At 59.6% G+C, this 13,494-nt stretch carries 10 protein-coding genes; 8 read left to right on the top strand and 2 right to left on the bottom strand.

What is annotated here, in order from left to right; genetic code table 11:
• Window positions 1-161 precede the first annotated feature (161 nt).
• Both Q1K49_RS07565 and nifJ read right to left on the bottom strand, forming a co-directional pair.
• Window positions 162-836, bottom strand: a complete 675-nt coding sequence (locus Q1K49_RS07565) for a DUF3298 and DUF4163 domain-containing protein (RefSeq protein ID WP_300524648.1) — start codon at window positions 834-836, stop codon at window positions 162-164.
• A 166-nt stretch (window positions 837-1,002) separates the two neighbouring features.
• Window positions 1,003-4,542, bottom strand: coding sequence for a pyruvate:ferredoxin (flavodoxin) oxidoreductase (gene nifJ, locus Q1K49_RS07560; protein WP_300524646.1), 3,540 nt, complete (start codon window positions 4,540-4,542; stop codon window positions 1,003-1,005).
• A gap of 558 nt (window positions 4,543-5,100) precedes the next feature.
• On the opposite strand from nifJ, the gene Q1K49_RS07555 reads away from it, so the two are divergent.
• From Q1K49_RS07555 to Q1K49_RS07520, 8 genes are all read left to right on the top strand, one after another.
• On the top strand, window positions 5,101-5,490 hold the full coding sequence (locus tag Q1K49_RS07555) for a response regulator (protein ID WP_300524644.1): 390 nt from the start codon (window positions 5,101-5,103) through the stop codon (window positions 5,488-5,490).
• The gene (locus Q1K49_RS07550; RefSeq protein WP_300524642.1) at window positions 5,483-6,403 is read left to right on the top strand and encodes a hypothetical protein; all 921 of its coding nucleotides are present in this window, start codon (window positions 5,483-5,485) and stop codon (window positions 6,401-6,403) included. The genes Q1K49_RS07555 and Q1K49_RS07550 overlap by 8 nt, the downstream gene beginning before the upstream one ends.
• Window positions 6,404-6,603: 200 nt before the next feature.
• Window positions 6,604-7,098: a hypothetical protein gene (locus Q1K49_RS07545; protein ID WP_300524639.1), complete on the top strand. Its 495-nt coding sequence runs from the start codon at window positions 6,604-6,606 to the stop codon at window positions 7,096-7,098.
• A 656-nt stretch (window positions 7,099-7,754) separates the two neighbouring features.
• Entirely contained in the window at window positions 7,755-8,816 is a 1,062-nt protein-coding gene (locus Q1K49_RS07540; RefSeq protein ID WP_300524637.1) for an ATP-grasp domain-containing protein, read from the top strand.
• The gene (locus Q1K49_RS07535) at window positions 8,813-9,907 is read left to right on the top strand and encodes a D-alanine--D-alanine ligase (protein ID WP_300524634.1); all 1,095 of its coding nucleotides are present in this window, start codon (window positions 8,813-8,815) and stop codon (window positions 9,905-9,907) included. Before Q1K49_RS07540 ends, Q1K49_RS07535 begins: the two co-directional genes overlap by 4 nt.
• Window positions 9,837-10,307, top strand: a complete 471-nt coding sequence (locus tag Q1K49_RS07530) for a GNAT family N-acetyltransferase (RefSeq protein WP_300524632.1) — start codon at window positions 9,837-9,839, stop codon at window positions 10,305-10,307. Before Q1K49_RS07535 ends, Q1K49_RS07530 begins: the two co-directional genes overlap by 71 nt.
• Before the next feature lie 812 nt (window positions 10,308-11,119).
• Complete coding sequence (locus Q1K49_RS07525; protein WP_300524631.1) at window positions 11,120-12,307, top strand: amidohydrolase; 1,188 nt, start codon at window positions 11,120-11,122, stop codon at window positions 12,305-12,307.
• The coding region (locus Q1K49_RS07520; protein ID WP_300524628.1) for a YfcC family protein at window positions 12,304-13,494 on the top strand (1,191 nt) is incomplete at its 3' end. The genes Q1K49_RS07525 and Q1K49_RS07520, both read left to right, overlap by 4 nt.

The following is a 13,494-nucleotide window of genomic DNA, read 5'->3' as shown; positions in this document are numbered from 1 at the left end:
CCGTTTCAGGACCGGCTGGTTTTGCATACCCTCTTTCAGGGCTATATTCTGCTGTCAAGTTGCGTCTTTCTAAAAATCCCTCAATTCCTTTCCGGTTACTTCACCTCGTCTATCCCTCTTGACTTTTGATAGCTGGCCTCCTTGCGAGAAATGGGGATGTCTCAGCGGAGCAGATCCGGTTTCAGGTGCTCCGTCAGTGTGGTCAAGGGAATGGAGAAGGTCGGCGTGCCGTCGCAGTGGGGAGTGTAGTCTCCGTCCTCCCAGAAAAGAACCAGCGCGTCGTCGGTGAGATAAAACTGGTCTGCCGTGGCCCCCACACCCCGAAAATCCTCCAGCATTGCAGTGATCTCTCCCTTTTCCTGTTTCTGCCGGATCATGGAGGACATGCGCTCGTCCAGCGCCGTTTCCCAATCGCTGTCGGGAAGAAAAAGATCCTTCAGGGTGAGGAGCGCACCGTTCTGTTCCGAGAAGGTGCGGGCGTAGAGCCATGTGCCGGGGTGGGCGGCTCCCTGAAAATAGGTGAATTGCGTGAAGAGAAGGCTCACCAGGCCCTTGCTGTTCCGTGTCGCCTCCCAGGAGAGTTCTCCCGTGAATTCCGCGGGATCCTCCTTGCCGAATTCGACGAGGACGTACTCCACAAGCTTCTGGATTTCCTCGTTGATGGCGGTTGTCGCTCCGGCATTCTTGGGAAGCAGAACGTCCGGATAGGAAAGAGTGATGCCCGGAGACGTCACGGTCTTCGGGTGCAGCGATGCCGTCTGGGCAAGGGCCGTCGCAGCGAAACAGAAAAGCATCAAACCGGTCAGGAACGGAAAGGCAAGGGATTTCCTCGCCATGACGTCTCATCGTCCTTTCGAAGATGTGCTCAGTGGCAAGCCACCCCCTGCATTATAGCGCAGGGGGTGGCTTGCTTTTCGGAATTTCAAGGAAATGTCTCTCGCCTCATGCCCATGGAATGTCCATGGAGAGCGACGGTGTCGCGGAGTGGAGGAATCGCCCCCCCTACGCCTCCGTTTCGGGCATGGAAGCCATGTGCTTGTAGAGCTTCCACCGGGAGAGGACGTTCTTCTGGGCGGCCTCGATGAGTGCCTCCGATTCCGCCGGGTGCGCCCGATGGAGCATGGCGTAACGGGTCTCTCCGTAGACATAGTCCTTGAGAGGCAGCGTGGGCTCCTTGCTGTCCAGCTGGAGGGGATTCTTTCCCGCCTCGGCGAGGCGCGGATCGTACCGAAGGAGCGGCCAGTGCCCGGATTCCACGGCCTTTTTCTGCTGACTCATGCCCGTCTTCAGGTCGAAGCCGTGGGCGATGCAGTGGGAGTAGGCGAGGATGAGAGAGGTTCCCTCGTAGGACTCGGCCTCACGGAAGGCCTTCACAACATGATTGTCGTTGGCACCGAAGGCGACCCTCGCCACGTAGACGGAGCCGTAGCTCATGGCCATCATGGCCAGATCCTTCTTGAAGGCCTGCTTGCCTCCCGCGGCGAACTTGGCCACTGCGCCCATGGGCGTGGACTTGGACATCTGTCCTCCCGTGTTGGAGTAGACCTCGGTGTCCAGAACGAGAACGTTCACGTTGCGGCCCGAGGCCAGCACGTGGTCCAGCCCGCCGTAACCGATGTCGTAGGCCCATCCGTCGCCGCCGACGATCCAGACGCTCCGCTTTACGAGGGCGTCCGCCACGGGCAGCAGAAGTTTCGCCTCCGTCGCGGTGCTCGCGGCGAGCTTGGTCTTGAGAGTCGCCACACGGTCGCGCTGGGTGGCGATGCCCTCCTCGGTGCTCTGATCCGCCTCGAGGATGTTCTTCACGAGATCATCGCCCACGGTGCCTCCGAGCTTCGCAAGCAGCTCCCGGGCGAACTCGTTCTGCTTGTCCACGGCGAGGCGCATGCCCATGCCGAACTCCGCGTTGTCCTCAAAGAGGGAATTCGCCCAGGCCGGTCCGCGTCCGTCGGCGTTCACCGCCCAGGGGGTTGTGGGAAGATTGCCGCCGTAGATGGAGGAGCATCCCGTGGCGTTCGCCACGAGCGCCCGATCGCCGAAGAGGGCGGAGAGAAGCTTCACGTAGGGCGTTTCGCCGCATCCGGCGCAGGCTCCGGAGAACTCGAAGAGGGGCCGGAGGAGCTGCACGTCCTTGACGACGTTGAGGTTCAGGTCCTTGCGGGCCACGTCGGGGATGGAGAGGAAGAAGGCGAAGTTCTCCCGCTCCTGCTCCCGAAGAGGCGGCTGCGGCGACATGTTGATGGCCTTCCGCTCCGGGTTCGCCTTGTTCTTGGCGGGGCAGTTCTGCACGCAGAGACCGCAGCCCGTGCAGTCCTCGGGAGCCACCTGGACGGTGAATTTCTGTCCGGGGAAGCTCTTCCAGTTGGCGTTTACGGACTTGAAGGTCGCCGGAGCCTTGTCGAGGAGCGCCGGATCGTAGACCTTGGACCGGATCACTGCATGGGGGCACATGACGACGCACTTGCCGCACTGAATGCAGACCTCGGGATCCCAGACGGGGATCTCCAGGGCGATGTTCCGTTTCTCCCACTGGGTCGTGGCGGCAGGGAAGGTGCCGTCGACGGGCATGGCGCTTACGGGAAGATCGTCGCCCTCGTTGGCGATGATGGGACCCAGGACGTTCTTCACGAAATCCGGCGCCTCCGCAGGAACCGCAGGGCGCATGTCGAACGCGGAGGAGACGGAAAGTCCATCGGTCTTCACCTCGTAGAGGTGTGCCAAGGCTGCGTCTACGGCGGCGAAGTTCTGCCGCACCACCGCCTCGCCCCGTTTGCCGTAGGTCTTCTCGATGGCCTTCTTGATGGCGGCGATGGCCTCGTCCTTGGAGAGCACGCCGCTGATGGCGAAGAAACAGGTCTGCATGATGGTGTTGATGCGCCCGCCCATGCCGGTCTTCTCCGCCACCTCATAGCCGTTGATGACGTAGAAACGGACCTTCTTCTCCAGGATCTGCCGCTGCACCTTTTGCGGCAGATGGTTCCACACCTCGTCGGGGCCGTAGATGCTGTTCAGCAGGAAGACTCCTCCGGGCTTAAGGTTTTTCAGCATGTCGTACCGTTCGAGGAAGGAGAACTGGTGGCAGGCCAAAAAGTCCGCCCGGGTGATCAGATAGGGCGCATGGATCGGCTCGGGGCCGAAGCGGAGGTGGGAGATGGTGATGCCTCCGGACTTCTTGGAGTCGTAGACGAAGTACCCCTGGGCGAAGTTGTCCGTGTCCTCGCCGATGATCTTGATGGAGTTCTTGTTGGCGCCCACGGTGCCGTCGGAGCCGAGGCCGTAGAAGAGACAGCACTTCGTCTTGGGATTTTCCGTGGAGAAGGAGGTGTCCACGGGAAGGCTCAGGTGCGTCACGTCGTCCTCGATGCCCACCGTGAAGTGCTTCTTGGGCGTCGCTTTCGCCAGCTCGTCGAAGACGGCCTTCACCATGGCGGGGGTGAATTCCTTGGAGGAGAGGCCGTACCGGCCGCCGATGACGGAGACGGCAGGCCTGGAGTCCTTGATGACCGTCGCGACGTCGAGGAAGAGCGGTTCCCCTTCCGCACCGGGTTCCTTGGTGCGGTCGAGGACGGCGATGTGCTTCACCGTCGCGGGAAGAGCCGCGAGGAAATGCTCCGCCGAGAAGGGGCGGTAGAGGCGCACCTTGATCATGCCCACCTTCTCACCCGAGGCGACGAGGTAGTCCACGGTTTCCTGGGTGGTCTCCGCGCCGGAGCCCATGACGATCACCACACGCTCCGCGTCGGGGGCACCCACGTAGTCGAAGAGGTGGTACTGACGGCCGACGACTTTGGCGAAAGCGTCCATGGCCTTCTGGACGATCCGGGGACAGTCGGCGTAGAAGGGATTGCATGCCTCCCTGGCCTGGAAGAAGACGTCCGGGTTCTGGGCGGTGCCTCGGATGACCGGATGCTCCGGATTGAGTGCCCGCTCCCGATGGGCCGCCACGAGTTCGTCGTCGATGAGGGCGCGCACGTCTTCCCGGGTGAGCTGTTCCACCTTCTGCACCTCGTGAGAGGTTCGGAAGCCGTCGAAGAAGTGGATGAAGGGAACTCGCGCCTCAAGGGTCGCCGCCTGGGCGATGAGGGCCGTGTCCATGATTTCCTGGACGGAGTTGGAAGCGAGCAGGGCGAATCCGGTGCTGCGGGCGGCCATGACGTCACTGTGGTCGCCGAAGATGGACAGTGCATGAGTCGCCACGGTGCGGGCCGAGACGTGGAAGACCGTGGGTGTGAGTTCTCCCGCTATTTTGAAGAGGTTGGGGATCATGAGGAGGAGCCCCTGGGAGGCGGTGAAGGTGGTGGTGAGTGCTCCCGCCTGGAGTGCGCCGTGCACTGCACCGGCGGCTCCGCCTTCGCTTTGCATCTCCGTCACCTGGGGAACGGTGTTCCAGATGTTGGTCATGTTTTTCGAGGACCATTCGTCGGCCCATTCGCCCATTGGAGACGAGGGTGTGATGGGATAGATGGCGATGACCTCGTTGGTGAGGTGCGCTACATATGCCGCCGCTTCGTTGCCGTCGAGCGTTACATTGGGTCGTGCCATTGCGAGACCTCCTTAAGACGTTCGTAGGATCTTTCGGGAAAACGGCGGTGGGGTGGAAGCGCTCGTGTCGGTTGCGTTTGAGGAAGGAGCCGCTTCCCTGAAAAATCCTGAAATGTGAAAACCCTCTCGGCGCCCCCTTCGGGAGCGTCGCCTGACACGGAGAATGCTCGTGTATCCGACCTCCGGTGTTTCTTTCCCGCCTCCTTCGCTCCTGCCCGAACGAAAAAGGCGGGGAAATTCGATCATCACAAAGAGACACCTCTCCTCCCGGAGAGATGCACCCTCATGATACGCCAAAAACGTCTCTTCCACAACAATATTCCGAAAAACGAAAGGATCAAAACGTGCACGAGAGAACAACATAAAAAGCGGCGTGACGTCCTGCGGCGAATAGCGTAGAATGCAAGGGAGTTCCCCCGGATCGCCTTGGGGGGTTGTTGTTGCTTTGCAGTGAGTTGCCGTATCATTCCGGCGGCGCTCCGTTGTTTCTCCCGTTCGGCGATCCTGTTACCGCGCTTTTCGGCGAGGGGCTGTCTGCCTGCGATGATCTGGAGGTGCATGGATGTGAAGGAGAAGCTCACCGTACTCGTGTGCGACGATTCGATGTTGGTGCGAAAAAAACTGAGGAATCAACTGCTTGCTCTCGCAGAAATGGTCATTCTCGAGGCGGAGGATGGCGCCACGGCGGTGGAACTCTACCGGGAGAACAAGCCGGATCTGGTCTTCATGGATATCGTCATGCCCGTCAAGGACGGCATTGTCGCGCTGGAGGAGATTCGTGAGATTGATCCGGGTGCGCGGGTCGTCATGGCATCCTCGGTGGGCACGTCCCAAAACCTGAAGCGGGCCATCGATGCAGGTGCCTTCGATTTCGTCCAAAAGCCGAGCACGGATGCACGCATCGCTAACATCGTGCGCCGCATTCTGGAGGAGGGAGACCATGCTTAGCCGACTTCTGGGAGAGTACCTTCTCGAAGAGCATCTTGTCACACCCGAGCAGTTCCGAAGGGTGCTCGACCGGGCCGCTTCCGCCAAGGTGAAGATCGGAACCCTTGCCATCAACGCGGGCTACATGGCTGCTGCGCAGGTCGAGGAGGTTCACGAGCTGCAGAAGACGCGGGATCTTCGTTTCGGGGATCTCGCCGTGGAGAAGGGGTATCTGACGGACGCGCAGCTCCAGGAGCTTCTGCACACCCAGTCCAAAGAGGATCTGCTTCTCGGGCAGAGTCTCGTCGAAGAAGGGCTTTTTTCCTGGGGACGTTTCGAAGCCATCCTCAGGGATTACCGGGAGAAGAATGCCATCGACGAAAAGCAGTTCGAGGCGATCCGGAGGGGTGACGTGGAAGCGCTGGTGTGGATTCTCTTCCGGGGGCGGAACGTTCTGAAACAGCAGTTTTTCGTGAAGTACATCTCTCTTTTTCTCCGGAACGTGATTCGCTTTCTCGATGCGGGAGCTTCTCTCGTGCCGGAGACGGCGGATACCTATGGAGATTTTCCCCATGTGACCATACAACTGTTCAAGGGGAAAGTTCCCTTTTTCTCGGCTGTTGCGGCAAAGGAGGACGTGTTTCTTCCCCTTGCGGCTCGTTTCGCCGGAGAGAAAATGGAGCGTTTCGACGCGTTCGCCCAGGCATCCATCGCCGAGTTCCTGAATCTCGTGAACGGTCTCTTTGCCGTGAATTGCTCCCACGAGGGCGTGGAGATGGACTTGCTCCCTCCCTTCACGGAACAAAACGTCGGAGTCGGTGGGGATCTGGAGATCGTGCGCGTTCCCGTGGGCACGAACGCGGGAGTCTTTACCCTCTTCGTCGCTCCGGAAACGCCGAGGAGCCTGTTGCGCAAGCTTGAGGGAGGGCATTGACGGAAAGTGTTCCGCTGCCGCTTTCCATTTCGGCCCGACCCTCCGGAGGAGGATCGCTTCCTTCTCCCCACAGCGCCGCTTCCGTATTTTTACGGAGGCGGCGCTGGTTCTTCCGGAGGATGCGGGAGCGCGATGCGGCGGATATACTGGAACGGAACAAATCGAGGCGCCCCACGCTCGCCCGGAGGAGGTTTTCGTTCATGATGCGGCCGTTCCTGCTTGGCGCAATGGCGTTGGTTCTGTTGACCGGAGGTGGCCATTTTCTTGCGGCCGGTCTCGATATGGTTCTCAAGGGCATTCCCGCGGGGAAGGAGTTCTCCGTCGACTTCTCCGAGGAGAGAAAAGGCGGCGAAAAATCCTCAAAAGCCGGAGAGGGAAGGACGAAACCTCTCTTTCAGACCTCTGCTGCGTTTGCCCGGGGGATTTACGCCGTCAGCTCCGTGCAGACCGCGGACGAATCGTTGTCGCTTATGGCGGACTGGTCTGCCGAAGCCCGTTTTGCCAGAGAGAGGGCGCTTGAACTTCGGCAGGCCGAACAAGCCCTTAAAGTGACGCTCTCCGAGCGCCCCCTGGATGTCCGTATCGTGGAAGACCTGTGGCAGAAGATCGTGTTCCTCCGGAACGAGCTGGGTGTTCTCTGCGCCGTGTCCACTCCGCGGGAGTCCTCCCTCTCGGAACGTTCCGCCGCGAATTGAGGAAGCTCTGAATAAAGACCTTTCGCTTCCCCTTGACTCGGGTTGCATCAGGATCTGCAAGGCGCCCTACGGGGCTGACACAGCCTTATTCAGAGGTTCCTTGAATTTTGCCGCGTTGTGTCGTCGTAGGGAAAGAAAAAAGGTTTCGTTTCACCTTCGTGCCCCGGAAGCCTCAGGCTTTCGGGGCTTTGTTTTTCCGGATGGCGACAGGCTTTCTCCACCATTGAAGAAAGCCTGTCGTTCCAGTCGATTTCCCCGTTGCGTTCTTTCGCTTTTCTGCTACAATCCGCGTCAGAAGGGAGTTTTCCCGCCCTTTGTGCCAGGAGACGATGACAGTTCCCCCCATATGTTCCGAGGTCTGCCTGCAAAGGTGTATGCGCGGGAGACCGCCAGAGTCAGTGGGCCGAATCGCCCTTCTCCGACAGTCGAGAAATGGACCGTATGCAGTACGTCCGAAACTGTCGAGGAAGGGCGTTGTTCGTTTCGGCAGCGAGGTGACGAGGACAGCATATCTTCACTGATGGAGGCGAGGAGGAAGGGCGAGGAGGGGTTACATGCACTGCAGAATTCACTTGCGGAGAGCGTTGCTGTTGCGTTATTTCTCATCCTCCCGAAAACGGGAGCCCGATCAATGACCCGAGGGGGCGACACCTATAATGAACGAGGGCATTCCCAAAGCGGAAGAGCCGCAACCTGTACTTACCGTGGGCATCACCTACAATCTCCGGCAATGGACCGAAGACGGAGATGACCGGTACGAAGAGTACGATTCCATTGAAACCATCTCCTCTCTGGAGACGGAAATCCGCAAGATCGGTTTTTCTCCCCTGCGCCTTGAGCAGGACGAGCATTTCCTCGAAACACTCAGCCGGGTCCGCCCGGATTTCGTGTTGAACATCGCCGAAGGGCGAGGCGGCGGACGCGGCAGGGAATCCCAGGTTCCCTGCATTCTGGAGAGCCTTGACATTCCCTTCACCGGATCCGATCCCGTGGCACTGGCGCTGACCCTCGACAAGCATCTCACGCGCACCGTTCTCGCGGCGGGACATCTGCCGGTTCCCGAGGGATGCATGATTTCCCCCGGAGGAGAGCTTGCGGAGGCGGAAATGCTCCTGAAACGGCACGGAAAGGTGATCGTGAAACCCCGCTGGGAGGGGTCCTCCAAGGGCGTTTTCGCCGATTCCACGACCACCGATGCGGAACGACTGCCCTTTCTCGTCTCCCGCATCTGGGAGCGTTACGCCCAGGCTGCTCTCGTGGAGGAATATCTTCCGGGAGACGAATACACGGTCTCCCTTCTGGGAAATCCCCCCGAGGCGGTCGGGCTCATGCGTATTCGCTCCGACAGATATCGGGAGAATTTTCTCTATTCCCTCGAGAACAAGCGGGATCCCGACTGGATGGACCACATGGTCTACGAAGGACGGAGCGCGCTTGAGCCTTCCGTGACAGCCTTTCTCGAAAGCAGGGCTGTTCGGGCCTTCGAGGTTTTGGAGCTTCGTGATCTGGCGCGGATCGACTTCCGTACCGATGTGCAAGGCGTGCCTCGTATCATCGACGTGAACCCCCTTCCGGGTCTTCGCCCCGGTTACAGTGATTTCCCCATTTCCTGCCGGGTGAACGGCGTCGCCTATGACGACATCATTCGAGGCCTTTTCGACACCGCGCTTCGCCGGTGTGGTCTTCTCGAACCTTTGCGTCTCCGGGTGGCGTCATGAGGCGTGTTTCTCGGAGCGGCAGTCCCGTGGTGGTGGTTACCGGCCGGGAGGCGACCGAGCGGGAAGACGTGCTGGATTCGCTTCGGTGCCGCGAATCCGTGGCGGCGGCCCTTCAAGAGGCGGGGCACGAGGTTCGGCTCTTCGATGTCACCCCGGAACATCTCACGGAGGAAGGGTGCACGTCACTCCGGGCGGAACTGCTCTCGCTCCGTCCGAAGTGCGTCTTCAATCTCTTCGAGGGCTTCAGTACCGATTCCGCTGCGGAGATTCGTTTTTGCACCGTTCTTGAGGAACTGGGACTTGCCTTCACGGGCAATCCCTCGGAAACGCTTGCTCGCTGCCTTGACAAGGCGGAGGCGAAGGAGCGCCTCCGAAAGGCAGGCCTTCCCGTCGCTCCCGGTTTTTGTGTCCGGAACGACTGGAACGGTGCCATGCCCTCCCTGAAGTATCCCCTTTTCTGCAAACCCTGCTGCGAGGACGGCAGCGTGGGAATCGGTGACGATGCCCTCGTCCGAACACCGGAACAGCTCGTGGACGTGCTGTCGTGCATGCTCGCCTCTTTTCCCGGAGGAGTTCTCGTGGAGGAATTTCTTCCCGGAAGGGAATTCAACGTGGGATTTCTCGGCAATGTCCGCTACGAGCTGCTCGGTGTTTCGGTCATCGACTACGAAGGGTACGGGGATGTGCCTCCTTTTCTCAACTATGCCTCCAAGTGGGATCCGGAGAATCCCTCGTATGCAATCGAAGTCCGCGTCGAGGAAGGAATTCCCCCCTCGCTTCGGAAGCGCATTCACTCCATTGCGGCAAAGGCGGGGAGGGTGCTCGGCTGTCGGGGATATTTTCGGGTGGATCTCCGTGAGCGGGATGGGAGACTCCATGTGCTTGAAGTGAATCCGAATCCGGATCTCAGTCCGGAAAGCGGCCTCGCCCGTCAGGGTGCTTTTCGGGGGTATTCCTACCCGGAAGTGGTGTCGCGTCTTGTCCGTCTTGCCGGAAAGAGTGCTCCAAGGAGGGAAGAGCGTGAACGAAGAGATCGATGTTCTGCTGGAGATGGCTGCCCGGACTGGAGCCTTTACACCCCAGGAACTTGAGGTCCTGGAGGAAGTGTTGCGGGATACTCTTCGGGGTGACGGGGACGCTCAGGATGAGACGGCCTACCGGCTCTGCACACTCCGCGAGCAGGATCGTCCTGCCGGTTTCCTGATCTACGGAAGGACACCCATGACTGCATTTGCCTACGATCTCTACTGGATTGTCGTGGACCCCGCCTTGCACTGTACCGGCGTGGGATGTCGTCTCGTGGCGGCCATGGAGGATGCGCTCCGGGCTTTGACGGGGCGAGGCATCGTCCGGGTGGAGACCTCCGGCAAAGAGGAGTATGCGGGGCAGCGTGTCTTCTATGAACGCTGTGGATTCTCCCTTGTGGGGAGGATCGCCGATTTCTACCGCTCCGGGGATGACCTGCTCACCTACGTGAAAGTCGTGTCCTGATCGCGAAAAACCAGGGTGTGTCGTCTCTTTTCTGGAAGACGCCCCCTTGTTTCCGTCCGTTTTGTGAAACCCGTCCGAAGGCCACGACGAGATCGGCTTCAAAACAAAAGCGCCCTATGACATCTCTTTGCAGGAGACGTTGCAGGGCGCTTCATTTTGAACACGCAAAATTTATCCCCCCTCATTCTTCGAGCTTTCTCTCATCCGTCTGTCTCTTTCGACGTGCCTGTTCCGGCCGTCATGACAAAGCGTCGCGTGTTGCCGGGGCTCCCGCTTTTTCCAGGTACATCTTCCCCGTTGGATGCGTTGTGTTGTGTTGTGTTGTGTTGTGTGACGTCAAGGAATCTCTGAAGAAAAGTTATGTGCGGTCAAGTTGTGCAAAAAGGTTTTCATGGTGTTCGGCGGCCATCTGCGGAGTTGTGTGCGTCAAGTTGTGCAAAAAGGTTTTCATGGTGTTTGGCGGCCGTCTGCGGCGATGAGCCACACTTTTCCAGGAGTGCCTTTTTGTGTTCGCTCAACAGGTCCATGTTGAGGTAGCGGCTGGACTCCAACCACGCCTCGTGGGTTTCGACGCATAGTGCCCGTATCAGGCGCTGCTATGAGTCGGCGTTGCCGAAAAAGCTCTCTCCAGCTTCCAAAGACCGACGTAAAGTGCACTTTGTATGCGTTTGTCCTTTCTGATGAGTTTTCGGGGGGAAAATCACGACATCCTGGCACATTGACTGAAAGACGGCTTCTGTGTAACGTACAGAAAATGCCACAAGTTTTTTAACGAAAAAAGACATTCGTAAAGAGAGGAGGAATGCTGTGTCATGGAAGAACGAATGCAAAGGCTCATCGACTTTATCCGCACGAGACATGCTCCTTTTCTCGCCGCAAGTGACTGGATCGCCGCGCATCCGGAACTGGGGCACCAGGAACACGAAGCGAGCCGCTTGTGGGGGAGGATTCTGCGGGAACATGGATTTACCGTAACTTCTTCCTACGGAGGATATGCGACGGCCTTCTGTGCCGAAGCGGGGTCCGCCCCGTCGCCTCGCGTGGTTTTTCTCGTCGAGTACGATGCACTTCCCGAGATCGGCCACGGCTGCGGGCACAATTGGAGCGGCGCCGCATCCGCCCTTGCCGGAGCGGCATTGGTATCTCTCTTCCCCGAGCTTCCCGGATCTGTGCGGGTGGTGGGAACGCCTGCGGAGGAGACCGACGGCGCAAAGATCGGCATGGCGGAGGCGGGACTCTTCGACGATGTGGACCTGGCGATGATGATCCACGCCGAATCGGCACGGACGCAGGTTGTCTGCAAGTGTCTGGCCATGGAGGGGGTGGAGTTTCGCTTTCAGGGGAAATCCGCCCATGCTGCGGCATCCCCCTGGGAGGGAAAAAACGCCCTCAACGGTGTGCAGCTTTTCTTTCACGCCCTGGACATGCTCCGGCAGCATCTGCGGCCCGAAATCCGCATGCACGGCATCGTCGTTTCCGGAGGAGCGGCGCCGAACATCGTTCCGGAGGTCGCGGAGGCACGCTTCTACTTCCGCGCTCCCCGGAGAAAAGCGCTCGACGCTCTGCTCGAACAGGTGTGGAATTGCGCCCGCGGCGCCGCTCTCGCCACGGGGACCACCGTATCCTGGCGCACCTACGAAAAAGCCATGGACGACATGGTCCGCAATCCTGCAGCGGAAGAGCTCATGACGGAGATCCTCGAAGAGTTGGGCTATCCTTGCTCGCTTCCGGAGGAAGCGTCGGGCTCCAGCGACGTGGGCAACGTGAGCTACCGGTGCCCTACGCTGCACCCCGAGATGGCCACCGTGCCGGAGCAACTCATTATTCACTCCCGGGAGTTCGCCCAGGCCATGACCTCGCCGGCGGCACACGCGTCGCTTCTCGACGCCGCCCAGGCTCTTGCGACGTGTGGGTATCGTGTTCTCACGGATGCGACAGTGCGGGAGCGCATCCGCGCAGATTTTCGTACCTATCGAGACAAGGAGAGTGAAGGTAGATGAGCAACAAAGGCAAGGAATCGACGGGTGTCCTTGAAAGGAAAGCGCGCAAACCCTTCTTCCAGAATCTCCATGTCTACGTGCTTCTGGTGGGTGTTCTTGTGCTGCTCACGGCGCTCACCCACATTATCCCCGCGGGGGAGTTCGAGACCTACGAGGATCCCGTCACGGAGAGGACGCTCATTGTTCCCGGATCGTACCATTCCGTGGATCCCTCGCCGGTGGGGCTTTTCCAGATGGTGATGAGCATTCAGCAGGGCATGATCGACGCCTCGGACATCATTTTCTTCATCTTCTTCGCCTACGGTTTCGTCAATGTCCTCGTCGAATCAGGCACGCTCTTCGGTGCCGTGGGTGCCCTGTTGCGTCATTTCAAGGGCGTGGGCGCTCTCATTATTCCCTCCTTCATGTTCCTCTTCGGCGTTCTCGGTTCCACCGTGGGTATTTTCGAGGAGGTCTACGGTTTGATCCCCGCCTTCATGGGCATCTTCCTCGCCCTGGGCTATGACGGGCTCGTCGGTGGCGCCGTGGTCGTCGTCGGCGTCGCCACCGGCTTTGCCGCGGCGACGCTGAATCCCTTCACCATCGGAGTGGCCCAGAAAATCGCCGAACTCCCCTTTGGTTCGGGATGGCAGTTCCGGATCGTGATCTTTCTTGCCTTTCAGCTTCTTTCCATTTTCTATGTGATGCGCTATGCCGCAAGAGTGAAAAGCAATCCGGACCTGAGCGTCGTCAAAGGTGTGCACTTCCCCATGGGCGAGGGTGTGAACGAGACGCTCATCCGCGACCATCCCTTCACGGGACGGCATCAGTTGAGCGCGCTCTGCCTCGTTCTCACCGTTCTGTTCGTCGTGGTGGGAACTACCCAGTGGGGATGGTACCTGGACGAGCTGGCGGCGCTCTTCATCGTCATGATGGTGGTGGTGGGTTTGATCAACGGCTACTCTCTGAACCGCATCGCCGAACTTTTCGTCGAGGCGGTGGGACGGGTGGCCTTGGGGGCCCTCGTCGTGGGGGTCGCCCGATCTCTGACATTGGTCATGACGGAGGGGAAGATCATTCATACGGTCATCTACTGGGCCTCGGGCGTGGTGGCCGATCTCTCCCACAGTCTTGCCGCGGTGGGAATGCTGGTGGTGCAGAATCTCTTGAATTTCTTCATCCCCTCCGGAAGCGGTCAGGCCGCCGCG

The sequence above is a fragment of the Aminiphilus sp. genome (genome assembly GCF_029975095.1).
In the GTDB taxonomy this organism is placed as follows: domain Bacteria; phylum Synergistota; class Synergistia; order Synergistales; family Aminiphilaceae; genus Aminiphilus.
Note: the sequence above shows the minus strand (reverse complement) of the source record. Positions and strands in the feature narration are given on the sequence as shown.